The sequence below is a fragment of the Clostridioides sp. ES-S-0054-01 genome (assembly GCA_021561035.1).
Classification (GTDB): Bacteria; Bacillota; Clostridia; order Peptostreptococcales; family Peptostreptococcaceae; genus Clostridioides.
Genome location: CP067346.1, coordinates 1,187,803 through 1,212,188 on the forward strand (window position 1 = coordinate 1,187,803; position 24,386 = coordinate 1,212,188).

At 27.7% G+C, this 24,386-nt stretch carries 23 protein-coding genes; 22 read left to right on the forward strand and 1 reads right to left on the reverse strand.

Features of this window, described 5'->3' with window-relative positions:
- The first annotated feature begins 5 nt into the window (after positions 1 to 5).
- The 12 genes from JJC02_05800 (at position 6) to JJC02_05855 (ending at position 12,759) form a co-directional block, all read left to right on the forward strand.
- Complete coding sequence (locus tag JJC02_05800; protein UDN55686.1) at positions 6 to 830, forward strand: glycosyl transferase; 825 nt, start codon at positions 6 to 8, stop codon at positions 828 to 830.
- Positions 831 to 834: 4 nt separating this feature from the next.
- Positions 835 to 1,902 (forward strand): DUF3866 family protein, encoded by a 1,068-nt coding sequence (locus tag JJC02_05805; protein UDN55687.1) that lies wholly within the window; start codon positions 835 to 837, stop codon positions 1,900 to 1,902.
- A gap of 1 nt (position 1,903) precedes the next feature.
- Complete coding sequence (locus tag JJC02_05810; protein ID UDN55688.1) at positions 1,904 to 2,440, forward strand: NUDIX hydrolase; 537 nt, start codon at positions 1,904 to 1,906, stop codon at positions 2,438 to 2,440.
- Between the two features lie 67 nt (positions 2,441 to 2,507).
- Positions 2,508 to 3,113 carry a stage II sporulation protein M gene (locus tag JJC02_05815; protein UDN55689.1) on the forward strand — a complete coding sequence of 202 codons (606 nt, stop codon included), beginning with the start codon at positions 2,508 to 2,510 and terminating at the stop codon, positions 3,111 to 3,113.
- A gap of 11 nt (positions 3,114 to 3,124) precedes the next feature.
- Positions 3,125 to 4,039 (forward strand): tyrosine-type recombinase/integrase, encoded by a 915-nt coding sequence (locus JJC02_05820; protein ID UDN55690.1) that lies wholly within the window; start codon positions 3,125 to 3,127, stop codon positions 4,037 to 4,039.
- A gap of 41 nt (positions 4,040 to 4,080) precedes the next feature.
- Positions 4,081 to 5,253 (forward strand): phosphopentomutase, encoded by a 1,173-nt coding sequence (locus JJC02_05825; protein ID UDN55691.1) that lies wholly within the window; start codon positions 4,081 to 4,083, stop codon positions 5,251 to 5,253.
- A 49-nt stretch (positions 5,254 to 5,302) separates the two neighbouring features.
- Positions 5,303 to 6,121 carry a purine-nucleoside phosphorylase gene (locus JJC02_05830; GenBank protein UDN55692.1) on the forward strand — a complete coding sequence of 273 codons (819 nt, stop codon included), beginning with the start codon at positions 5,303 to 5,305 and terminating at the stop codon, positions 6,119 to 6,121.
- Positions 6,122 to 6,325: 204 nt separating this feature from the next.
- A complete protein-coding gene (locus tag JJC02_05835) occupies positions 6,326 to 7,651 on the forward strand; it encodes a pyrimidine-nucleoside phosphorylase (protein ID UDN55693.1) in 1,326 nt (441 codons plus the stop codon).
- Between the two features lie 212 nt (positions 7,652 to 7,863).
- On the forward strand, positions 7,864 to 8,943 hold the full coding sequence (gene mltG, locus JJC02_05840; protein ID UDN55694.1) for an endolytic transglycosylase MltG: 1,080 nt from the start codon (positions 7,864 to 7,866) through the stop codon (positions 8,941 to 8,943).
- A gap of 171 nt (positions 8,944 to 9,114) precedes the next feature.
- Complete coding sequence (locus JJC02_05845; GenBank protein UDN55695.1) at positions 9,115 to 9,789, forward strand: O-methyltransferase; 675 nt, start codon at positions 9,115 to 9,117, stop codon at positions 9,787 to 9,789.
- Positions 9,776 to 11,023, forward strand: a complete 1,248-nt coding sequence (locus JJC02_05850) for a U32 family peptidase (protein UDN55696.1) — start codon at positions 9,776 to 9,778, stop codon at positions 11,021 to 11,023. Before JJC02_05845 ends, JJC02_05850 begins: the two co-directional genes overlap by 14 nt.
- A gap of 71 nt (positions 11,024 to 11,094) precedes the next feature.
- Positions 11,095 to 12,759 (forward strand): penicillin-binding protein 2, encoded by a 1,665-nt coding sequence (locus JJC02_05855; GenBank protein ID UDN55697.1) that lies wholly within the window; start codon positions 11,095 to 11,097, stop codon positions 12,757 to 12,759.
- Between the two features lie 98 nt (positions 12,760 to 12,857).
- Here the strand turns inward: JJC02_05855 and sigK are convergent, their stop codons facing one another.
- Complete coding sequence (sigK, locus tag JJC02_05860) at positions 12,858 to 13,499, reverse strand: RNA polymerase sporulation sigma factor SigK (GenBank protein UDN55698.1); 642 nt, start codon at positions 13,497 to 13,499, stop codon at positions 12,858 to 12,860.
- Positions 13,500 to 14,058: 559 nt separating this feature from the next.
- Here sigK and JJC02_05865 point away from each other — a divergent pair.
- The 10 genes from JJC02_05865 to ftsY all read left to right on the forward strand — a co-directional run bounded on the left by JJC02_05865 (position 14,059) and on the right by ftsY (position 24,362).
- Positions 14,059 to 14,421: a hypothetical protein gene (locus JJC02_05865; protein UDN55699.1), complete on the forward strand. Its 363-nt coding sequence runs from the start codon at positions 14,059 to 14,061 to the stop codon at positions 14,419 to 14,421.
- Complete coding sequence (locus JJC02_05870; protein UDN55700.1) at positions 14,405 to 15,124, forward strand: hypothetical protein; 720 nt, start codon at positions 14,405 to 14,407, stop codon at positions 15,122 to 15,124. Before JJC02_05865 ends, JJC02_05870 begins: the two co-directional genes overlap by 17 nt.
- 19 nt (positions 15,125 to 15,143) lie before the next feature.
- On the forward strand, positions 15,144 to 15,563 hold the full coding sequence (locus JJC02_05875; protein ID UDN55701.1) for a hypothetical protein: 420 nt from the start codon (positions 15,144 to 15,146) through the stop codon (positions 15,561 to 15,563).
- Entirely contained in the window at positions 15,553 to 16,083 is a 531-nt protein-coding gene (locus JJC02_05880; protein ID UDN55702.1) for a hypothetical protein, read from the forward strand. The genes JJC02_05875 and JJC02_05880 overlap by 11 nt, the downstream gene beginning before the upstream one ends.
- A 312-nt stretch (positions 16,084 to 16,395) precedes the next feature.
- Entirely contained in the window at positions 16,396 to 16,953 is a 558-nt protein-coding gene (gene efp, locus JJC02_05885; protein ID UDN55703.1) for an elongation factor P, read from the forward strand.
- 91 nt (positions 16,954 to 17,044) lie between these two features.
- A complete protein-coding gene (locus JJC02_05890; GenBank protein UDN55704.1) occupies positions 17,045 to 17,494 on the forward strand; it encodes a zinc ribbon domain-containing protein in 450 nt (149 codons plus the stop codon).
- A 162-nt stretch (positions 17,495 to 17,656) separates the two neighbouring features.
- Positions 17,657 to 18,373, forward strand: coding sequence for a ribonuclease III (locus JJC02_05895; protein UDN55705.1), 717 nt, complete (start codon positions 17,657 to 17,659; stop codon positions 18,371 to 18,373).
- 47 nt (positions 18,374 to 18,420) lie between these two features.
- Positions 18,421 to 19,491: a radical SAM protein gene (locus JJC02_05900; protein ID UDN55706.1), complete on the forward strand. Its 1,071-nt coding sequence runs from the start codon at positions 18,421 to 18,423 to the stop codon at positions 19,489 to 19,491.
- Positions 19,492 to 19,518: 27 nt separating this feature from the next.
- Positions 19,519 to 23,073, forward strand: a complete 3,555-nt coding sequence (gene smc / locus JJC02_05905; GenBank protein UDN55707.1) for a chromosome segregation protein SMC — start codon at positions 19,519 to 19,521, stop codon at positions 23,071 to 23,073.
- 26 nt (positions 23,074 to 23,099) lie between these two features.
- Positions 23,100 to 24,362 carry a signal recognition particle-docking protein FtsY gene (ftsY, locus tag JJC02_05910; protein ID UDN55708.1) on the forward strand — a complete coding sequence of 421 codons (1,263 nt, stop codon included), beginning with the start codon at positions 23,100 to 23,102 and terminating at the stop codon, positions 24,360 to 24,362.
- Positions 24,363 to 24,386 lie beyond the last annotated feature (24 nt).

Here is a 24,386-nt window from a genome sequence, read left to right on the forward strand (position 1 = left end):
TCTTAGTGAAAGATTATATACTTTATACCATTTTATTATTAACTGGATTATTTGGAACCTATGCTGTAATTCCACTATTTAAAAATTTATTGATAAATGGAAATGTACTTAGACCAAACTATAAAAAAGATATGATACCAGTAAGTATGGGAATTGTGTTTTTACCTATGATTGTAATTAATGGAATAATACTTGCTTTCTTTACTACAGAATTTAAGGATTTAGCGTATATATTTATGTTTATGTTTGGTATGATATCCATGTTTTTTGCAGGGATACTAGACGATGTCATTGGAAATAGAGATGTAAGTGGTTTAAAGGGGCATTTTAAGAGTTTATTTAAAGGAAGTCTTACAACAGGAGGTTTTAAAGCCTTATTTGGTGGATTTGTAGGACTTATAGTTTCTGTTGCTATATCAAAGGATATAATTGATATAATAATAAATACACTGATAATAGCTCTATCAACTAATTTAATGAATCTTTTGGACTTAAGACCAGGAAGAGCAATAAAAGCATATTTATTCATAATGGTAATTATATTTTTAACACTGACAGGATTTGTTCAAGTTCTTCCATTACTTATAGTACCAAATGTACTTGCATATTTTAACTATGATTTAAAGGCAAGAGCCATGATGGGAGATACTGGTTCAAATGTCCTTGGAATATCTATTGGGATGCTCATTTCTTTTGGGTATCCATTTAATGTTAGATTAGGATGGTTAATATTTATAGTTATTATGCATATATTCACTGAGAAATACTCATTAACTAAGATAATAGAAAAAAATAAACTATTAAATTTTATAGATAAATTGGGAAGGTAGTATTATGATAAGCAAAAGAGTGGGGATTGTTGAATCAATAGTAAGTCAAACTGAAACTCTAGATGATATAAGAGTAAATGTAAATGGAGAAATACAAAGGGCATATAATTATCCCAAAATATCTGGAACTATAAATATAGGAGATGAAGTAGTTTTAAATACAACAGCAGTAGAACTAAGCTTAGGTACAGGTGGATACCATTTTGTAATAACTAATTTAAATAATTTAGAATCTACTTTAACTGAAGGTGGTCATATAATGAAACTTAGATATACACCTCTTCAAATAAAAGTGGATTCTGTTGAAGAACAAGAAAGTATTTATCATGATGAATTTGAGAATTTTAAAGGATTAGAAAGTCTTTCTGTTGTAGTGGGGACTCTTCATAGTATGTTGACTCCATTTGCAGCTTCATTTAAAAGAAATAATCCAAATAAAAAATTAGTATATATAATGACTGATGGGGCTTCTCTTTCAATTTATTTAAGTAAAAATGTGGATACTTTAAAAGAAAAAAAATTAATAGATAGTACGATAACTATAGGAAATGCTTTTGGTGGAGATTATGAATGTATAAATATATATACTGCACTAATTACAGCAAAAGAAATACTAAAGGCAGATGTAGTATTTGTAAGCATGGGACCAGGAATTGCTGGAACAGGAACAAAATATGGATTTACAGGGATTGAACAAGGTCCAATTCTTGATGCTGTAAAAAAACTTGGTGGAAGAGCAATAGCAATTCCAAGAGTTAGTTTTGCTGATAAACGGGAAAGACATCAAGGCATTTCACACCATAGTATGACTGTATTTAAAGATATTGTAAATGTAAATGTAGACATACCGATAACTATATATGATGATGAAAAATTAAAATTTATAAAAGAGCAAGTCGATTCAAATGGTTTAGACAAAAAGCATAATATAATTTATATAGATAATAATAAAACGAAAGAGGATTTAGACTATTTTAATCTAAAAGTAAAGAGTATGGGAAGAAATTATGAACAAGATGAGGCATTTTTCAAAGCTGCAAGCACAGCAGCATATTACTTAATGGAGGTTTAAGATGGTATTAGAAGAAAAAACTATTAGTAGTGATAGGGTTTATACAGGTAAAGTAATTACTTTAAAGGTTGATACTGTTGAAATTCCAGGGCAAGGATATCAAAAAAGGGAATTAGTAGAAGTTGGTGGAGCAGTAGGAATAGTTGCAATTACAGATGATAATAAAGTTGTACTAGTTAAGCAATTTAGAAAACCTATAGAAAAGCCAATATTTGAAATTCCAGCTGGTAAACTAGAAAAAAATGAAAGTCCAAAAGAATGTGCTGAAAGAGAATTAAAAGAAGAAACTGGGTATAGTGCAAAAAATATTAAACTAATACATAAATTTTTCACTTCAGCAGGTTTTTCTAATGAGATAATGTTTGTATATTTAGCAACGGGTCTTACTCCAGGAGAGAATAATCTAGATGCAGATGAGTTTTTAGATGTCTATGAAATTGAGCTTGAAGAAGCATATAATATGGTATTAAAAAATGATATTGAGGATGCAAAAACTTCTATTGGATTGTTATTAGTAAAAGATATGTTTAAAAATTAATATTTATAAGATGAATAACCCCTTGTCCTAAAGCATATTATTTTATAAAGGACAAGGGGGAATAAAATTGAGAAGAACATATAGAAAAAATGATTTTAGAGAATTGAATAGACAAATAATTATTATAGGATTGTTGTTTATGATGTCTATTGTTGTTGGGTCTTATATAAATAAAGTATTGCCTGGTTCTAGTAACAATATATTAAACAATATAAATCCTGCTGTAGAGTATTATAATTTAAATATAAGCATAAAAGATACAGTTATACAGAATTTAAAATCAGATGCAATTTTTATGGGCTCAATAGCTCTATTAAGCCTGTTTGTAGTAACAATTCCGGCAGTTCTGGTAGCTTTTGTGTTAAAAGGTATGTCAATCGGTTATACAATAAATAGTTGTATACTGGCATTAAAATTTAAAAGTATAAAAATGATTTTAATAATATTATTTAAAAATTTGATTATTATTCCATGTGCAATCATATTAGCATTAATTAGTTTAAGCTATTTTAAAGAGATGGTTTATGAATTTAAAAAGAAAAATAGAAAAAATATGCAATTTTTAATTAAGAGGTATATACTAAATATTATAATTATAATAGCACTATCATTGGGGTTGCAATTAATATTAAATACTGCAAGTATTGGTATTATTAAGTTCCTAGTTAAATAAAGGAGTTTATAATGGATATTATAGAGGGATATATAGATTACATAAAAGATAAAAAGCGATTATCAGAAAATACAGTGGCATCATACTTTATGGATATAAAAAAATATATGGAATATATAAATCAAAAGAGTATTAAACTAGTAGATATAGTGGAAAATGATATTATAAGTTACTTAATAAAGTTGGAAAAAGATAATGTATCAATAGCTACAATAGCGAGGATGATATCCTCTATAAAATCTTTTCATGATTATTTATTTTTAAATCATATATGTACAAATAATCCTGCAAAAGATATAAAAAAACCTAAAATAAAAAAAGAAAATATAAATATACTTACAGAAGAAGAAATTGAAAGACTATTAAATTTTCCAAAGCTAACAACTCCTAAGTTGATTAGGGACAAGGCTATTTTTGAAGTACTATATGGTACTGGTATAAAAGTATCTGAATTAGTAGAGATGAATATAGAAGATGTTGACCTAGACATTGATTATATATATTGTAATTCATGTTGTAAAAGTCAAAGAGTGATACCACTTTGTGATATTACAAAACTTTATTTAGAAAAGTATATAAAAGAAGCAAGACCTAAAATGGCTGTAGAAGGTGAAAAATCATTATTCGTAAGCTCATTAGGTCAAAGATTTACACGACAAGGTCTTTGGAAAGTCATAAAAAAATATTCTAATTTAGCCAATATAGATAAAAATATAAATCCTACAATGCTTAGACATTCATTTGCAATTCATTTATTAAATGAAGGTGCTAACATTGCTGTTGTAAGTAAAATTTTAGGAAATGTTAATTTATCTAGTTTGCAAGTATATTTAAATCATATAGATAAAAACGTGAGAAGAGAAATAAAGGAAAAACATCCTAGAAATGATATTGATATAGAATTACAAAAAGCAGAGGCTAAATAAACTGTATAGCAAATTTTATAACTTAGAAGGAGCATATTTATATGAGCAGAGTAATTTGGATTGTAATTGATAGTGTTGGGATAGGAGCATTACCTGATGCTGAAAAATTTGGTGATAGCAAGGATGTAAGTACCCTTGGAAATATATTTAAGGAATATCCAGATATTCAGATTCCTAATATGAGAAATTTAGGTATAGGCAATATAGATGGTATAGATTTTTTTGAAAGTATAAAAGAACCAATAGGTTGTTTTGGAAAGTGTAAGGAAATGTCTCAGGGAAAAGATACTACTACAGGTCATTGGGAAATGACTGGTATAATAGTTGACAAACCCTTTAAGACATTTGAACATGGATTCTCTAAGGAGATAATAGAAGAGTTTGAGAAAAAAACTGGAAGAAAAGTAGTAGGAAATAAACCAGCTTCAGGAACTGTAATAATAGATGAGTATGGAGAGCATCAAATAAAAACTGGTAATGTAATAGTATATACATCAGCTGATAGTGTATTTCAGATAGCTGCTAATGAAGAAGTAATTCCCCTAGAAGAACTCTATAATATGTGCAAAATCGCTAGGGAAATAATGATGGGGGATAATGCAGTAGCTAGAGTAATTGCTAGACCATTCATAGGTAAGAAAAAAGGTGAGTTTGTGAGGACTTCAAATAGAAGAGATTATTCATTAGACCCATTTGAACCAACAGTTCTTGACAATATAAAAGAATCAGGGCTTGACGTTTTAGCAGTTGGAAAAATAGAAGATATTTTTAATGGAAAAGGAATTACAGATGCTATCCACACTAAAAGTAATATGGATGGAGTGGATGAAACTTTAAATTATATGAAACAAGATAATAAAGGTCTGATATATTCAAATCTTGTTGATTTTGATTCTAAATATGGTCATAGAAGAGACCCAGAGGGATATAAGAAAGCACTTGAAGAGTTTGATAGTAGACTTCCTGAAATAATGGCTAATATGAGAGAAGATGATATTTTAATAATCAATGCAGACCATGGAAATGACCCAACATATAAAGGTACAGACCATACAAGAGAATATATACCAGTTATGATTTATGGCAATAAGATTAAAAAAGGTTTTAATTTAGGAGTAAAAGATACTTTTGCTGATATTGGAGCAACTGTTGCAGATATACTAAATGTAAAATTGCCTAAACATGGGTCAAGCTTTAAAGAAGATTTATTTTAAATTAGAAAATGATAAAATGTTAAAAAACTTAACTTAATAGGATGGAGAGATGGGAATGTTTGAAAAGATAGCACAAAGCAGTAAATTTATAAATTCTAAAATTAATATAAAACCTAAAATTGGTTTGATACTAGGTTCTGGACTAGGTGATTTAGCAAATGATATAGAAGATTCTGTCACAATTAAATATAGTGAAATTCCAAATTTCCCTGTATCAACAGTAGAAGGACATGCTGGACAACTTGTCATTGGAAAACTTGAAGGAAAAGAAGTAATTGCTATGCAAGGTAGATTTCATTATTATGAAGGATATTCTCAGAAAGAAGCTACTTTTCCTGTAAGAGTTATGAAAGCCTTAGGAGTTGAGGTTCTTATAGTAACCAATGCTGCTGGAGGCGTAAATAAAGAGTTTAAAGCAGGAGATTTGATGCTTATAAGAGACCATATAAACTTTAGTGGAAATAATCCATTAGTAGGAAAAAATGATGATAGATTTGGAGCTAGATTTCCAGATATGTCGGATGCCTATTCTTTTAAATATGTAGATATAGTTAAAAACTGTGCTAAAGAATGTAATATAGATGTAAAAGAAGGCGTTTATATGTTTTTTAGCGGACCAAACTATGAGACACCAGCCGAAGTGAGAATGGCTCAAATTTTAGGAGCTGATGCTGTAGGTATGTCTACTGTTCCAGAAGTCATAGTAGCGGCACATTCTAATATTAGTGTTATTGGTATATCTTGTATAACAAATATGGCTGCTGGTATCTTAAATCAGCCACTAAGTCATGAGGAAGTAATACAAACCACTCAAAAAGTTAAATCAGAATTTATGAATTTAGTTAAAAGAACAGTTAAAAATTTATAAATTAAAGATTATTATAAATTTTTTGAGTAAATTTATAATAAAATAATCAGTGTTTGATTTGAAAAGAATTAATAAGGAGCTGTCTTGATATAGAAAGTTATTTCTAATAAAAGACAGTTTTTTTATAATACTATCACGTTTAAAAATGTTTTCAAATTTAAAGATTGATTTAAATTATTACAGATTAGAATGGAGATTTGAAGTATGAGAATGTATGATATTATAAAAAAAAAGAGAGATAAGCTAGAACTTAGTAAAAAAGAAATAAACTACTTTATAGAAAACTATTCAAAAGGGGATATACCTGACTATCAAGCTTCTGCACTATTAATGTCTATTTATTTAAATAAGATGAATAAACAAGAAACAGTGCATCTTACAGAAGCAATGATGAACTCTGGTGATATGATAAACCTATCTGATATAGATGGAATAAAGGTAGATAAGCATAGTACTGGTGGTGTTGGAGATAAGACTACTATAGCTCTTATACCTTTGGTTGCTTCATGTGGAGCACCAGTTGCAAAGATGTCTGGTAGAGGGCTTGGTCATACTGGTGGGACTATTGATAAACTGGAGTCTATACCAGGTTTTTCGACAGAAATGGAGATAAGTAAGTTTATTGACTCTGTAAATAAGTACAAAATTGCAGTTTGTGGTCAAAGTGCAAAGGTAGCAATTGCAGATAAGAAAATATATGCTCTTAGAGATGTTACAGCGACTGTTGATAATATATCATTGATAGCATCAAGTGTAATGTCTAAAAAGTTAGCTTCAGGAGCTGATGCAATTGTGTTAGATGTAAAAACTGGTGATGGAGCATTTATGAAGACCTTAGAAGAGTCTTTTGAGCTAGCTAAATCTATGGTTGATATAGGTACTGATATGAATAGAGATACAATAGGAATTGTAACAGATATGGATGAACCTTTGGGGTTTGCAGTGGGAAACTCTTTAGAAGTTATAGAAGCAATTGAGACTTTAAAAGGAAATGGTCCTAAAGACCTTGTTGAGCTATGTGAAGTACTGGGAGCATATATGTTGGTTTTATCAAAGGTAGCACGTGATTTTGATGATGGTATTGAAAAAATAAGAGAATCAATAAAATCTGGTAGTGCTATACATAAACTCAAAGAGTTTATAGAAAATCAAGGTGGTAATAAAGATGTAGTAGATAATTATTCTTTATTCAAAAAATCAAAGTACAAATATCCAGTTAAATCAACTAAATCAGGTTATATAAGTAAAATTAAAGCTGAAGATGTTGGTGTATCAGCTATGATTCTTGGAGCAGGTAGAGAAACTAAGGATGATATTTTAGATTTATCAGCAGGGATAATTTTAGAAAAAAAAGTTGGAGATTATGTAAATGAAGGTGAAGTTTTAGCCTATATGTATTATAATGATGAACAAAAGCTTTCATTGGCAAAAGACAGATTTGTTGATTCCTATTCTATTGTAGATGTAAAAATAGACAAAAATAAATTAATATATGGTATTGTAACTAAAGATGAGATTAAAAAGTTTTAGAAAATTTTAGAAAAGTGATTATAAAAGACCTAACATGTCAAAAATAATGTTAGGTTTTTTATTTTTTGATAAGTTGTAAATTATAGCAAAAAGATATATTTTAAAACATTTTTTACAATATAAATAAGTTTATTCTACAAGATGATTGAAAATTAAAGCATCTAGTTTTATAATAGAAAATGGGTAAATATACATAAGGAGTAGATTATATTATGAACTTTAAAGAAAATAGATTAAAAATAGCAGTATTAATAATTGTTATTTTAATTATCTTAGGAGGTATATTTGTGTTTATGCAAATAGGTCCTTATGATAAAAATAACAAAAAAGATGTAATTATTGACATTCCAAGTGGAGCATCTGTTGGAAAAATATCTGACATATTATATGAAAATAAACTAATAAAAAATGAACTATTATTTAAACTTTTGGTAAAAGTTAGTAATAAAGCTCCATCTATAAAATCAGGAACATACTTACTTAATCAATCGTATTCAAATAATGATATAATAAGTCTTTTAGTTTCAGGTAAAGTATATCAGGATGGTTTAAAAGTAACTATTCCAGAGGGTGCTACATCTAAAGAAATTATAGCAATGTTAGTAAATAAAAATTTAGGAGATAAAGCCACTTTTGAAAAACTAATAAAAGAACCTCGAGAATTTTATAATAAATTTCCATACTTAAAGGAAGATGGAATAACTTCTTTAGAAGGGTTCTTGTATCCAGAAACGTATTATTTTAATTCAAAGAAACAATCAGAAGAAGATATTTTAAGCGAAATGTTAAAGGTATTTGACAGTAAATACGCGGACAAGTTTAAAAAGAAACAAAAAGAATCAAAGATGACTCTTCAAGAAGTAATGGAAATGGCATCAATAATTGAGAAAGAAGCTGTTCTTGACAAAGATAGACCAATAATAGCAAGTGTGTTTTATAATAGACTTAAGGTAGGTATGCCTCTTCAATCAGATGCAACAATACAATATATATTTGAAGAGAGAAAGAAAATTGTAACGTATGATGATTTAAAAATTGATTCACCATATAATAGTTATAAAAATAAAGGATTGCCTCCTACGCCAATATCAAATCCTGGTATAAAATCTATTGAAGCAGCACTATATCCAGATAAAACAGACTATTTATATTTTGTAGCTAAGATTGATGGTGGAAATAATTATAGTACAAACTATCAAGACCATTTAAAATATGTTAAAGAATATAAAGAAGCAAGGGATAAGCAATCAAAAGATACAAAAGCAACAAATAAAGAAAATACAAAAAAATAAACAGTGATTATAAAAAGTCTGACAGGGTAAAAATAATGTTGGGCTTTTTTATTGAAAATTGTTATTCTTAGATTTATAATAAAGAAAGTGTAAATATATATAACAATATGAATTTAAAAAATAATAAATTAAGACAAAACTTGAATGTTTATTATTTTAGGGAGTGTTTTTATGAGTAATATAGTTAATGACTTAGTTGAAGATTATATAAGGGTGACATTAAAAGAAAAAGAAGGATTTTTAAAAGATTTGGAAATTTATGCAGAGGAAAATAGTGTTCCTATAATACATAAAGAAGTTTCAGATTTGTTAAAAGTATTATTAAAGGTTCAAAAGCCAAAGAGAGTTTTAGAAGTAGGATGTGCAATTGGTTATTCTTCTATTTTTTTTGCAAGTATTATAGGAAAAGATGCAGATATAATAACTGTTGAGAGAAATGAAAAAATGATAGAAAAAGCAAAAGAAAATATAAAATTAGCTGGATTTGACAATAACATAACCATACTAGAAGGAGATGCAGAAGAAAAACTTAGTCAAGTCCAAGGTGAATTTGACCTTATATTTATAGATGCAGCTAAAGGTCAATACAAGCTATTTTTTGATTTAGTTATAGATAAATTAAAAGATGGTGGACTTTTGGTATCTGATAATATTTTATATAAAGGTATGGTTGCTCATGATGATTTTGTTGTAAGAAGAAAAAAAACTATAGTTAAAAGAATGAGAAGTTATTTAGATTATATATGTAATTGTGACTATTTAAGTACATCATTGATACCAATAGGTGATGGTGTAGCACTAAGTTATAAAGAAAGTAAAAGAGGTGACGTAGATGGAATTAAATAAGGTTGAACTTTTAGCTCCAGCAGGCGATTTGGAGAGATTGAAAATAGCTATAACGTATGGAGCAGATGCTGTTTATATAGGTGGAGAAATTTTTGGAATGAGGTCCGCTGCAAAGAACTTTAGTAAGGAAGATATGGCAGAAGGAGTAGCTTTTGCACATGAAAGAGGTAAAAAAGTATTTGTAACAGTAAATATAATACCTCATAATGAAGATTTTCTACAATTAGAAGATTATTTGTTGGAGTTAGAAGAGATAGGAATAGATGCAGTTATAATAGCTGACCCAGGAGTGCTTAGTGTTATTAAAAAAGTAATTCCGAATATGGAAATACATTTAAGTACACAAGCAAATACAACTAATTATTTAAGTGCAAATTTCTGGTATGAGCATGGAATAAAAAGGGTTGTAGTGGCAAGAGAGTTATCTTTTGATGAAATATCTGAAATAAGAGCAAAAACACCTTTAGATATGGATATAGAAGCGTTTATGCACGGAGCTATGTGTATCTCTTATTCTGGTAGATGTTTAATAAGCAACTATATGACTGGAAGGGATGCAAACAAAGGTTCTTGTGCTCAATCTTGTAGATGGCAATATCACTTAGTTGAAGAAAAAAGACCTGGTGAGTATTTCCCAATATATGAAGATGAAAGGGGTACATTCTTTTTTAACTCAAAAGATTTATGTATGATAGAGTATATACCTGAATTAATCAAATCTGGTATAACAAGTTTAAAAATAGAAGGTAGAATGAAAACTTCATACTATGTAGCTACTGTTGTAAGAGCATACAGAATGGCAATAGATGAATTTTACAAAGACCCAGAAAACTGGAAGTTCAACCCAATGTGGATGGAAGAGTTAAAAAAAGGTAGCCATAGACATTTTACATCAGGATTTTACTTGAATAAACCAACAACAGAAGACCAAAATTATCAGTCAGCATCATATGTTAGAAACTATGATTTTATAGGTATAGTTAGGGAAACAGAAGATGAAGATGGTCTTATTGTAGTTGAGCAAAGAAATAAAATGTGCGTTGGTGATGAAATAGAAGTTATGGGACCATATAAAGAAACTATGTTTACTAAAATTGAAGAAATGTATAATGAAGAAGGAGAAGCTATAGAGTCAGCTCCCCATCCTAGACAAATAGTGAAATTAAAGTTGTCAGTAAAAGTTGGTAAAGATTATATGCTTAGAAAAGCTATAGAAGAAAAGGTTGAAGAATAATAAAAATTTGATAAAGATAGTATTAGCCCCTTAGAAATTGTCAATAATGAAATTATCTAAGGGGTGATTTCATGTCAAAAAAGAAGACTTCATTTTTGAAAAAAGTGGGAAAGAGAAGCTGGTGTATATTTACTATAGTTTTAATAATTTATAGTGCTTTAATTTATAGGCTAGTTGATATACAAGTGTTAAAAGGTGATAAATACAAACAAAGTGTTGAATCACAAAGTATTGAGAAAGTAGAGTTAAATAGTGGAAGAGGAATAATCTACGATAGAAACAACAAGAAGCTTACAGATATAAGTAAGTCTCAGGTATTGGTTGTTGAAAAGGAAAAATTAAATAATAACTATAGAATCTTAGAGCTTATTAAGAAAGCTACTGAGATGGATGATTTAGATATATATAAAGCCGTACAAGAGCAATTAACACGCCCTATAATACAGATTCAGACCAAAAATATTGATAAGAGTATGAAAAAAGAACTTGAGAAAAATGGAATAATGGTAGAAGAAAAAACTATGAGATACGCAAAAGATGGTTTATTATCACACACAATAGGATATATAAAAGAAGATGATAAATCAGGTCAATCAGGAATTGAAAAAAGTATGGACAGTGTGCTTAGAAATTCAAATGAAAAGTATATAAGTGCTTTTAAAGCTGGAGATGCAGGAAATGAAAAATCCCTAAATATACTAAAGGGAAGTGTAAAAACTGTTGATAATAAGGATAAAGATATACATCTAAAAACTACCATTGATTATGATATTCAAAAAAAATTAGAACAGATACTAAATAAAGAAGAAAACCCTACAGCAGTAGTAATATCGGAAGCTTCTACAGGTGAAATTCTTGCAATGTGTTCTAGACCTAATTTTGACCAAAATGACATATCAAAAAGTTTAAAAGGAAAAAATGGGGAATTTGAAAATAGAGTTATAAAGGCGACATATCCACCAGGGTCTGTATTTAAAATGGTAGTTTTATTTTCTGCACTTGAAAATGGTGTTGTAGATGAGAACTATACTTATAGTTGTACAGGAAAGACTAAAGTTGGGAATACTAATGAAATACTAAGATGTAATAAAAGAGATGGTCATGGTTTCCAAAACTTAAGACAAGCTTTTTCTAATTCATGCAATCCTGCATTTTTAGATATAGCCATGAAACTTGGAAAAGAAAAGATACTTAAATCTGCTGAAAAATTACATTTATTTGAAAAGGTTAATATTGGTCTTGATGAAGAAAAAATTAGAGAAGCTCCAAAAAACATATCAATAAGAAATTTAGCTATAGGTCAAGAGAATATAGAATTTACACCACTTCAAATAAATCAAATGACTCAAATAATGGCTAATAATGGGACATTCAAACCATTATACCTGTATAAAAGTCTTGTGGACAATGATATGAATACAATAAAAACTTATAAGTCTGCAAAAAAGGAAGAACTTATTTCTCCTTATGTATGTACACTAGTTAAAGAATATATGAAGTCTGTGTCTAGAGTTGGTACAGCTAAAGACTTGAAAGATATTGAGGGTGGATGTGGAGTTAAAACTGGTACAGCTCAAAGTAGTTTGAATAAAAAAGCAATAGACCATGGATGGATAACTGGATTTTATCCTGAAGAAAGACCTAAATATGTAATAACTGTATTAGTAGAAGGAACTCAAAAAGGAAATAAATCTGCAGTACCTATATTTAAGGAAATATGTGAAAGTATACAATAAAATTATGTACTATAAAATTTAAGGATATACCGTAACTTTGATTTTGAGATAGAAAGTTTTGTCTAATAATGTACGATATATCCTTTTAAAATATAGTATTAACTTTCTTGAACAAGCTCTTTTTCTAGTTTTTTAAGAGCTTTTTTTTCGATTCTAGATACATATGACCTCGATATATCGAGTTTTTGTGCAATTTCTCTTTGCGTCTTATAGCCATAAGGAGTTAACCCATATCTTAACTGGACAATTTCTCTTTCTCTAGGAGTAAGAATATTGTTTAGTTGTTCATAAAGTTTTCCAACTTGAACTTTTAGCTCAACTTCATCAAGAACATAGTTAGCTTCTGTACCAAGTATATCTAAAAGGCTTATTTCATTACCTTCTTTATCTGTTCCGATAGGGTCTTGTAGAGATACTTGAGTTTTATTTTTTTTGTTAGACCTAATATTCATTAAAATCTCATTTTCAATACATCTAGAAGCATATGTTGCTAATCGAGTTCCTTTATCTATGTTATAAGTTTCTATAGCTTTAATTAATCCTATTGTACCTATGGATATTAAATCATCTTGGTCTTCCGTCGAATTATTATATTTCTTTGCTATATAAGCTACTAATCTCATGTTTCTTTCAATTAATGTATCTTTTGCACTTTTATCGTTTTCTATTTTAAATTTAGTTAAATACTCAATCTCTTCTTCAGGGGTTAAGGGTTTTTCAAAAGATTTAAGAGCTGCCAATAGGTCACCCCCTTTTCAACGGTCACTTTAAATTATATGAAGGAGACTTATCCAAGTTGACTGTTATCTAATAAAATAATATGCATACTTTTAGAATTTAAAACATACATTTGCAAACTTTTGGATGTAATATAGCATAAAGAATGGAAAATTAAATTTTTGTTGTATATATATGAAACAAGGCGAAGGAATTATTAATTTATAAAGTATAAATTGAAATTTAGGTGTCAATAAATATAAAGGAAATAATATTTATGCATGTTTTGATGTTGGAGCCAAAAGATTCAGGAAAAGCATTAGAAATCATAAAAAATGTGCATATAGGAGGTGTAATCTTACAATACTTAAAAAGGTAAATGTAATTAATTGTTTGGGTAAAGTTTATTACAAGTAAAAAGTATTAGTCGTAGTTAATACTATTAAGAATGAAGGTGGTGTATTAATTTGTATATGGACAGGAGGAGATTTTGATTACAATGAAAAAACTTACAAAAGATATTTATGAAAAAACTTATAATTACACGTTTATATATAAAATATTACTTAGGAGTTTTTATTATTGAAAACAAGAAAGAGTGGTTTTATATCAATCGAATGTATAATAAGTATTACTATATTATATTTGATTGTTTATTTAGTTTCTACATCTTTGTATAGTTGTTATAGTTTTATTAGTAGAAATATATCTGATAGAGAAATGTTAAATACAGCAAAAAAATATATAGAAGATGAGAAGTATCGAATACAAAATAGTAAATATGAGTCAATTGAAGATGAGACAGAAAAAAATTACATAAATGGATATGAAATTAGCAGTACAGTAAAACAAGTTTTAGATTATTATCAATGTTATGAAATAAATATAGAAATAAAAAATAAAATTAAAAAATTGAGGTTTAATAGCTATGTTACTAGAAAATAAAGGCTCTATATTAATAATAGCATTGATAATATTTTCTATTATAAGTACTGTGTGCATTATGTGCATAGGTTTAATTTATACACATAATAATATGCTTGAGTTAGAATACAAAGACACTCAACTAAAAGAAATTTCTTTAAGTGGAATTGAAATATCAGTAAGCAATGTACTTTCTTGTGTTGAGGAAGCCATTAATGAAGCTAATAATGAAGACGAATTTAGAGAATATTTCTTAGGAAATAACATGATTGATTGTATAAAAAAAATAAAGGATACATCTTATAGTAACTTAGAGGAGCTTTCTTTAAAGGTAGAAAATAATACTATCTATGATAGAGGTGACTTTTTTGAATTTGATATAGCAAGTACAGTTAGAGAAAAAGAATTTTTAAAAGTAATAAAAGTAAGAGTAAAAATTAAAAATCCATGGGTAGGAATTGACATTGAAGATTATATGGATAAATTTAATAACAATAAAATTAATGATAAAACATTCAATGATTATAAAGTCTCTAAAAAGGATGAAGTTCTAAATGAATTTAAAACTAAGAATGAAAATATCATTAATCAAGATGTTGTTGAACCCACAGACAAAGATATTGAAGAATATGAAGAAGAACTTAAACAAAACATAATTGAAAATATAAAGAAGAATTTTGATGAAAAAAAACTAGTATGTGTATATAAGTATAGGGGTGTATAACTTTGAAAAAAGAAGGAATGTGACTGTAATAGAATTAATTGTATCTATCAGTATAATACTATTGATAGCTACATTATCTTTTCCAAAAGATAATCTTGAAAATCATAAAATAAATTTATTTGCACGTCAACTTTGTTCAGATATAAGGTATGTTAGGCGGATTAATATGTTTAGCAATTACAATACATATATATACTATATAAATCAAGATAAACATGAAGGTTATGTATTGAGAAAAGATGGCAAAAATATTAAATCAATGATACTACCTAAAAATGTAAAAATAGCTAGAAGTATTGAAATAATAAAGTTTAAATCTGATGGCTCACCTCAAAAAGCATCTACAATAGAAATATATAATAATAGATTAAGAAAAACTATAACAATAACACCTGTAAGTGGAAGAGTACTTCTGAAAGAGGGAAAATATGAAACGTAAATATGGATACTTACTTTTAGAAAGTGTAATATCATTAACTTCAATTGTAATACTGATAATAGTTCTATATTCTGTATTTGTATTTACAATAAACTTAAAACTAAGAATAGAAGATAAGATAGAACTACAACAACAAAGTCTTGAAATCATAAAATCTATGGAAGGAATTATTAGTAATTCTATGGGAATAATAAATGTATCTAATGATGAAGAAGCATTTAAAAAGACTACATCTATAAAATGTAGATATGTAGATGAAAATATAACTAATAATGAAGAAAATATAACTAATAAAGAAATTATATTAAATGAAAGACGAAATAAGTTATTTGTGAATTCTTTAAATGGTGAAAATAGTCAAGCTGGTGGTTATGAAATTGGAGATTATGTAGATGAAATGTATGTATCAATTACTAATGATGGTCAATATGTTAATATTAAATTGAAATTATCAAAACGTAGTCAAAACTATGAAACCAAGTTTAAAATAAAAATATGGAATTTTAGTAAAAGTATATAAAAATACATAAGTTTAAGAGCAAGAAATAACATCAATAAGTCATATAATATATAATTATTGAGAACTATATAACTAAATAATATCAATATATAAAATGTATAGATTAAGATTGTAGAGGAGAATAATAAAAATAATAGAATAAGTAATTTGCCAAATACTTGTTTATATTGTATAACTTATGATATTATGATAATAGTAAAAATTTGTAATCCTGACTTGACAGAATTCAAGTAAGAGATATAATTTTAAAGGCATAGTAATGTAAAATTTACTAAAAAATAAGAAATTTATTTTAATATGGAGGAACAAGAAATGGTATCAGCAGGTGATTTTAGAAAAGGTGTTACATTTGAAAAAGATGGACAACCATGTTTAGTAGTTGATTTTCAACACGTTAAGCCAGGTAAAGGAGCTGCTTTCGTTAGAACTAAATACAGAAACTTAAAAACAGGAGCTATAAGAGAAGAAAGTTTCAATCCAAGTGAAAAATTCCCTAAGGCTGTTATAGATACAAGACAAATGCAATATCTATACAATGATGGTGAGTTATATTATTTTATGGATCAAGAAAATTTTGAACAAATACCATTAAACTATGAGCAAGTTGAAGATGCAATTAAGTTCTTAAAAGAAAATGAAGTTGCTACAATAAGATTTTACCAAGGACAACCATTCCAAGTGGAAGCTCCAAACTTTGCAGAGCTAGAAGTTACAGATACAGAGCCAGGTATAAAAGGTGATACGGCAAGTAATGTAACTAAAGCAGCTACAGTTGAAACTGGAGCAGTTGTTCAAGTTCCATTATTTATAAATACTGGAGATAAAGTAAAGATAGATACTAGAACAGGTGAATATTTATCAAGAGTATAAAAATTTATGTATATAAAAGCTTATATATCTTAATAATATAAGATATATGAGCTTTTAGTTTATATATAAAAAAGAAAGCGAGGGGTGTTACATGAAACGTTTATATGAAGAAGTTGCATACTTAAAAGGCCTAGCAGAAGGATTAGAAATAAGTAATGAAAGTAAAGAAGGGAAAATGATACATAAAATAGTTGATGCATTAGAAGTATTTGCAGATGCTATTGTAACATTGGACGAAGAACAAGAAGAACTTCAAGATTTTGTTGAATCTATAGATGAAGATTTAGCAGATTTAGAAGAAAATATTGCTGATATGGAAGAAGATATTTATGAAGAAGATGACGATGATGAGGACTTCAGCTATATAGAAATGGAATGCCCAAATTGTGGAGAGTTAGTAGAAATAGACGAAGATTTGTTATATGATGATGAGGTAGATGTTGTTTGTCCTGATTGCAAGGCTGTAATATTATCATCAGAAGATGATTGTGATGATGATTGTACATGTGGTGGTTGTTCAAGTTGTGATGATAGAGAATAAAAATTCATAAGAATTAAAACTGCCTATGATGCCTATGAGATATTTTGTTTCATAGGTAGTTTTATTTTTATGAGGAAGATTATTACGGATTTTGGTTTTGCAATACTTGGACAAAAATAGTACACTAGAATTTATAGAATAGGATTTTGGAGGGATGTAAATATGAAAATAAGTAAAAAATTACTAGATAATATACAAAGATTTGAAAATGTTATAAATTATAAATTTAAAAATAAAGAATATATATTAGAAGCTCTTACTCATAGCTCATATTCTAATGAAAATAAAAAATATAATTTTAATGAAAGGTTGGAATTTTTAGGGGATTCGGTTTTAGGCATAGTGATAAGTGATTATTTATTTAATGAAGAAGCTAATCTGCCCGAAGGGGAACTAACTAAACTTAGAGCAAATATAGTTTGTGAAGATTCGTTAAGTGAAGTAGCTAATGATATAAATTTAGGTGTTCACATGTTATTAGGTAGAGGGGAAGAAGCAACTGGAGGAAGACATAGAACTTCAATATTAGCAGATGCATTTGAAGCTGTAATAGCAGCTATATATCTTGATGGAGGTTTTGAAAGTGCAAGACAGTTTATACTTCATTATATGGAAAATATAATTTATGATTCAAGAAAAGGAAATATATTTAGAGACTACAAAACGCATCTTCAAGAAGTGTTACAAGGGAATGGAGAAAATAATATCTGGTACAGGCTTATAGAAGAAAAAGGACCAGATCATAATAAAAGATTTATAATGGAAGTTGGAATTAATGAAGATGTACTGGGTATTGGAGAAGGCAAGAGTAAAAAAGAAGCTGAACAGTTAGCTGCTAAAGTAGCTTTAAAGAAAAAATTATGGGAAAAAGAAATATAATATGTAAAAATATAAAAAGAAATATTTATATTAGAAGGATGTTGTAGATGAAAAAGAGAATTATACCTATATTTGTTCCTCATAAAGGATGTCCCCATGATTGCATATTTTGTAATCAAAAAAAAATAACAGGCGTGAGTACTGATGTTACTAGTGAAGATGCAAGAAATATAATTGAAGAATGTTTAGAGACTATAGATAAAGATGCTGATGTAGAAATAGCATTTTTTGGTGGTAGCTTTACTGCTATAGATATTGATATACAAAAAAGTTTATTATCAGTTGCTAAAGAATATGTAGAAAAAGGTCTTGTAAAAGATATTAGAATGTCTACAAGACCAGATTGTATTGATGAAGACATATTAAGTATGTTAAAAGAATATAAGACAAGCATAATTGAACTTGGAGTACAATCTTTAGATGAAAAAGTACTATTAGATAGTATAAGAGGTCATAAGTCTGAAATTGTGTATAAGAGTTCAAAGATGATAAAAAATAGTGGAATTAAACTTGGCTTACAGATGATGATTGGTCTTCCAGCGGATACAGAAGAAAAATGTATATTTACAGCAAAAAAATTTGTAGAGCTAAAACCAGATTGTGTTAGAGTTTATCCAACTTTAGTAGTAAAAGATACAGGTCTTGAAAAGTTAATGGAACAAAATGAATACAATCCATCTACCCTTGAAGATAGTGTAAACATAGTAAAAAAAGTTCTTGTATTGTTTTATGTTAATAATATTAATGTAATAAGAGTTGGACTTCAAGCTACTGATGATATACAAATTGGAAAAGCTGTTTTAGCAGGACCATATCATCCTGCATTTAGAGAATTGGTAGAAGCTGATATGATAAAAGATTATTTAGAATTTATTATTTTACAAAATAAAAATATAAAACAGATGTTGGTGAAATCTAATAAAAAGAATATTTCTAAAATTATAGGAAATAAAAAAACAAATGTTAATTATATGGAAAAAAAACTTGGTGTGATTTTAAAAACACAAGAATCGGATTTAGATATAAATCAATTAGAAATTGTGTTAGATGGGAAAAGTTTAATTAGTGCTAATATGAGAGACATTCATAGAAAATTGTATGACATTTATGACTTTTAGTTTTAATAATGAAGGGAGAGAAACTATTTGTATTTAAAAAGACTAGAGTTAAAGGGATTTAAATCCTTTCCAGTAAAAACAGATATTATTTTTAAAGAAGGAATAACAGCAATAGTGGGACCAAATGGAAGTGGAAAAAGTAATATATCTGATGCTGTAAGATGGGTATTAGGAGAACAGAGTATTAAGAGTCTTAGAGGTGATAAACTTGAAGATGTAATATTTGCAGGTACAGATACAAAAAAACCTATGAATTATTGTGAGGTGGCCCTTACTATTGATAATTCTGAAAATCAATTAGAATTAGATTTTACAGAAGTAACTATAAGAAGAAGAGCTTATAGAAATGGTGAAAGTGAATTTTTTCTAAATAATAAGAGTTGCAGATTAAAAGATATAAAAGAAGTCTTTTTAGATACTGGTATTGGAAAAGATGGTTATTCAATCATAGAACAAGGAAAAGTAGATGAAATATTAAGTAATAATCCTTTAAGCAGAAGAAAAGTTTTTGATGAAGCTTGTGGCATATCAAAATATAGATATAAAAAACAGGAAGCAGAAAGAAATCTAAGTAATACAAAGGAAAATTTAGAAAGAATAGATGATGTATATATAGAAATTGAAAATCAATTAAAGCCTCTTTTTAATCAACAGACAAAAGCAAAAAAGTACTTGGAAATAAGTGAAAAATTAAAGATATTTGAAGTAAATAGTTTTATAAGAGAAATTGAAGGAATAGAAAAAGAATTAAGCGAAGTTAATGAACATAGCAAGGTAATTGAAAAGGAACTCAATGAAAAAGAAGAACAAAAAAGTGTTGTAGAGAAAAAGCAAGAAGATATTAATAAAGAGATAGAGGTATTACAGGATGTAATTGAAAAATCTGTAGATTATATAAACTCAATTAAAGGGGTTATATCAAAAAAAGAGTCCCAAATAAATTTAATTAAGGAAAGAATAATAAATTTTACGAATGAAATTAATAGAAAAAATATAGAAATAAATGATATAAAAGAAAAACTAAATGAAAATAAGCAATACATAAAAGAGTTAGAAATTAATAAGTCATTAGGTAATGAAGAACTATCTACCTTGCAAGAAAATATAAAAGTATTGGAATCCAGTAAAGACAAACAAAAAGTTAAGTTAGAATCCTTAAATAATGAGATAGAATTATTTAAAGAAAGTATAATAGATATATTAAATAAAAAACAAGAGTTTAGTAATAAGTTGTCCACTTTAAATGCAAATAAAGAAAATATGAATATCAGAGATGAAAATATAAACTCAGAAATAGCAGAATTAAACAGGAGTATTGAAATAAAGTCATCTGAATTAGATAGTATAAATAAAGAGTTTAATATGCAAAGTGAGAATTTAAAGAATGTAAATAATAGACATAAAGAATTATCAACTAATTTGCAAGATTCAATTAGTGAATACAATAAACTAGAAGATGAAATACAGAAAAGTAAATATAATCTAAATGGATATAATTCAAAGTTAAATGTCTATATAGATATGGAAAATCATTATGAAGGATTTAATAGAGGAGTAAAAGAAGTACTAAAAAATAAAAACTTAAAAGGGGTTCATGGAGCATTAGGTCAAATTATAAGTGTACCTGAAAAATATGAGAAATCTATAGAAGCAGCTCTTGGTGCTTATATGCAAAATATAATAACTGATGATGAGTTTAGTGCTAAATCTGCAATAAACTATTTAAAGCAGAATAATTTAGGTAGAGTAACATTTCTTCCATTAAATATAATTAAATCAAATAAAATAAGTCTAGGAAACTTAAAAGCGAATACTAAGTTCATAGGAATAGCAAGTGATTTAATTACATTTGATGAAAAGTATAGAAATATACTTGAAAATATACTTGGAAGAACAATACTTATAAATAATATAGATGAAGGTATAAAATTTGCAAAAGAAACTGGTCATAGGTTTAAAATAGTAACTTTAGACGGTGAAATCTTAAATCCAGGAGGTTCTTTGACTGGAGGAAGTCTAAAAACTAATGGGAATATACTATCGAGAAAAAGATACATTAATGAATATACAGAAAAGATAAATAATATCAAGAATGAGATTTCACATTTAGAATTAAAAAGAGAATCTCTAGACAAAGATGTAAAAAATATAAAAAATGAAATTAACTCACATGAAAGTAAAATAAAAGATTTAGAAAAAAGTATAATAATAAAAAGTACCAGTATAAAGAATATTGAATCTGAAATTGAATCGTTAAAAGGTAGTATTACTAAATTAGAAAATGAGAAGAATGATTTAAACTCTAATTTAAGTTATACACTCGAAAAAAGCGATGATGTTAGAAAAGATATGGAAGAGTTAAATAATATATACAATCAAAATAAAGAAAAAATTGATGCATTGAATGATGAAATAAAAAGATATAATGATTTATATGATAAAGAAAAATCTGAATTTGATGAATTAAACTTAAGCTTAGTGAAGAAAACAGAAGCTTACAATAGTATAGTTAGAGATATAAAGAGAATATCTAGTGAAAATTGTGAACTAGAAGAAAAGAATAAACAATTAGAAGAGTCATTGAATTATGAAAGACAAGAAATAGTTAAACTACAAGATTCTATAGCTACTGAAGAAAAAGAAAAAGAAAATTTAACAAAACAATTAGGAGATAGTAATAGAAATCTTGAAACTAGAAAAATAGCAAAAGATGATTTGAAAAATAGTTTTGATGAAATTAATAAAGAATTAAAAACTATAGATAGACAACATATAGAACTTAAAGAAAGTTTATTTAAAGTTGGTGGAAGATTAGAAAGATTAAAAACTAGTCAAGACACATATATAAATAAGTTATTTGAGCAATATGAGATGACTCTAGTACAAGCATTGGAAATTAAAGATGAAGATTTGGATATAGATAGAAAATTCTTAGAAAGTCTAAAGAGAGAAATAAGAAGTCTTGGAAATATAAATATAGACTCTATAAAGGAATATGAAGAAATAAAAGAAAGATACGATTTTTATAGTGAACAAAAACAAGATTTAGAGGAGTCTATGGAAGAGATAGAAAAACTTATACATACATTAGAAGAAAATATGAAGTCTGAATTTGAGATTAAATTTGAAGAAATAAGCAAAAACTTTAAATATGTGTATAAGAGATTATTTGGTGGAGGTTGTGGAGAATTAACTATTTTAGATAAAGAAAATTTATTAGAAAGTGATATACTAATAACAGCTCAACCACCAGGTAAAAAAATGAAAAACCTAAACCTATTGTCTGGTGGAGAAAAAGCTTTAACAGCAATAAGTATATTATTTGCTATATTGATTACAAAACCAACACCATTTTGTATATTAGATGAGATTGAAGCTCCACTTGATGATGCAAATATATTTAGATTTGGAGAATTTTTGAAGGATTTATCTAAAGAAACGCAGTTTATATCAGTAACTCATAGGAGAGGAACTATGGAAGCTGCTGATTATATCTATGGAGTTACAATGCAGGAAAAAGCCATTTCAAAAGTTATTAGTTTAAAATTAAAAGAAGCTCAGGAAATAACAGATATTATATAACTTAGATTGACATAGGAGGAAAAACAGTGTTAAAAAAATTATTTGGTTTTGGAAAAGACAAGGAAAAGGAAATCGAAAAAAAAGATGCAGAAGAAGAAGTAGAAGGCAGTACAGATAGTCTAGAAAACTTGGAAGAAACTATTTTTTCAGGGCTTGAAGAAGAAGTGATAGATAAAGTAGAAGATATTGAAGAAAAAGATGAAGAAGCAACTAACAATGAAATTACTGGAGAAAATGAAGCAGTAGAAGGTCAGATAACTAGTGATGAACTAGAAGTAGATGATATTTCAAGTGCTGATTCTAATGAGGATATAACAGAAGAATTAGAAAATTATGATAAAGAAGTTGAAGAGGTGGAAGATAAAGAAGAAAAGAAAGTTAACTTATTTGAACGACTAAAACAAGGATTGACAAAGGCAAAGCAAGGAATAACTGATAGAATAGATGAGGTTTTAAAATCATATACAAAAATAGACGAAGAATTACTTGAAGATTTAGAGGAAATTTTAATAACAGCAGATGTTGGTGTAAATACAACTATGGATATAATTGGAAAACTAAGAGATAAAATAAAGCAAAAAGGTATTACTGAACCAATAAAAGTAAGAGAGGAACTTAAATCTATAGTTGAAGATATTCTTACAAATGAAAACTCTACGTTAGATATAGAACCAGCACCATGTATAATATTAATGGTAGGTGTAAATGGAGTTGGTAAGACTACTACAATAGGTAAACTAGCAAATAGATACAAAAAAGATGGCAAAAAAGTTTTATTAGCAGCAGCAGATACATTTAGAGCAGCAGCCACAGAGCAATTAGAAATCTGGGCAAATAGAACCAATGTAGATATAATAAAGCATCAAGAAGGAGCAGACCCTGGAGCAGTAGTATTTGATGCTATAAAAGCAGCAAAGGCTAGAAAAATAGATGTATTAATATGTGATACAGCAGGAAGATTACACAATAAAGCTAATCTTATGAATGAGCTTGGAAAAGTATTTAAAATAGTAGATAGAGAATTTCCAGAAGCAAAGCGTGAAGTACTTCTTGTAGTAGATGCTACAACAGGTCAAAATGCAGTTGTGCAAGCAAAGACATTTAAAGAAGTTGCAGATATAACAGGTATAGTACTTACAAAACTTGATGGTACAGCAAAAGGTGGAGTGGTGCTTGCAGTGAAATCAGAAGTGGATGTACCTGTAAAACTCATTGGAGTTGGAGAAAGAGTAGAAGACCTACAAGATTTCAATGCAAAATCATTTTCAGATGCATTATTTGGTAACTAGTATTCTTTTAAAAATAATGGTTGA

What these genes read in the sequence shown, in the direction of transcription:
- JJC02_05805 (UDN55687.1), top strand. Translation starts at nt 835, where the DNA reads ATGATAAGCAAAAGAGTGGGGATTGTTGAATCAATAGTAAGTCAAACT.
- JJC02_05810 (UDN55688.1), top strand. Translation starts at nt 1,904, where the DNA reads ATGGTATTAGAAGAAAAAACTATTAGTAGTGATAGGGTTTATACAGGT.
- JJC02_05820 (UDN55690.1), top strand. Translation starts at nt 3,125, where the DNA reads ATGGATATTATAGAGGGATATATAGATTACATAAAAGATAAAAAGCGA.
- JJC02_05825 (UDN55691.1), top strand. Translation starts at nt 4,081, where the DNA reads ATGAGCAGAGTAATTTGGATTGTAATTGATAGTGTTGGGATAGGAGCA.
- JJC02_05830 (UDN55692.1), top strand. Translation starts at nt 5,303, where the DNA reads ATGGGAATGTTTGAAAAGATAGCACAAAGCAGTAAATTTATAAATTCT.
- JJC02_05835 (UDN55693.1), top strand. Translation starts at nt 6,326, where the DNA reads ATGAGAATGTATGATATTATAAAAAAAAAGAGAGATAAGCTAGAACTT.
- mltG (UDN55694.1), top strand. Translation starts at nt 7,864, where the DNA reads ATGAACTTTAAAGAAAATAGATTAAAAATAGCAGTATTAATAATTGTT.
- JJC02_05845 (UDN55695.1), top strand. Translation starts at nt 9,115, where the DNA reads ATGAGTAATATAGTTAATGACTTAGTTGAAGATTATATAAGGGTGACA.
- JJC02_05850 (UDN55696.1), top strand. Translation starts at nt 9,776, where the DNA reads ATGGAATTAAATAAGGTTGAACTTTTAGCTCCAGCAGGCGATTTGGAG.
- JJC02_05855 (UDN55697.1), top strand. Translation starts at nt 11,095, where the DNA reads ATGTCAAAAAAGAAGACTTCATTTTTGAAAAAAGTGGGAAAGAGAAGC.
- JJC02_05870 (UDN55700.1), top strand. Translation starts at nt 14,405, where the DNA reads ATGTTACTAGAAAATAAAGGCTCTATATTAATAATAGCATTGATAATA.
- JJC02_05880 (UDN55702.1), top strand. Translation starts at nt 15,553, where the DNA reads ATGAAACGTAAATATGGATACTTACTTTTAGAAAGTGTAATATCATTA.
- efp (UDN55703.1), top strand. Translation starts at nt 16,396, where the DNA reads ATGGTATCAGCAGGTGATTTTAGAAAAGGTGTTACATTTGAAAAAGAT.
- JJC02_05890 (UDN55704.1), top strand. Translation starts at nt 17,045, where the DNA reads ATGAAACGTTTATATGAAGAAGTTGCATACTTAAAAGGCCTAGCAGAA.
- JJC02_05895 (UDN55705.1), top strand. Translation starts at nt 17,657, where the DNA reads ATGAAAATAAGTAAAAAATTACTAGATAATATACAAAGATTTGAAAAT.
- JJC02_05900 (UDN55706.1), top strand. Translation starts at nt 18,421, where the DNA reads ATGAAAAAGAGAATTATACCTATATTTGTTCCTCATAAAGGATGTCCC.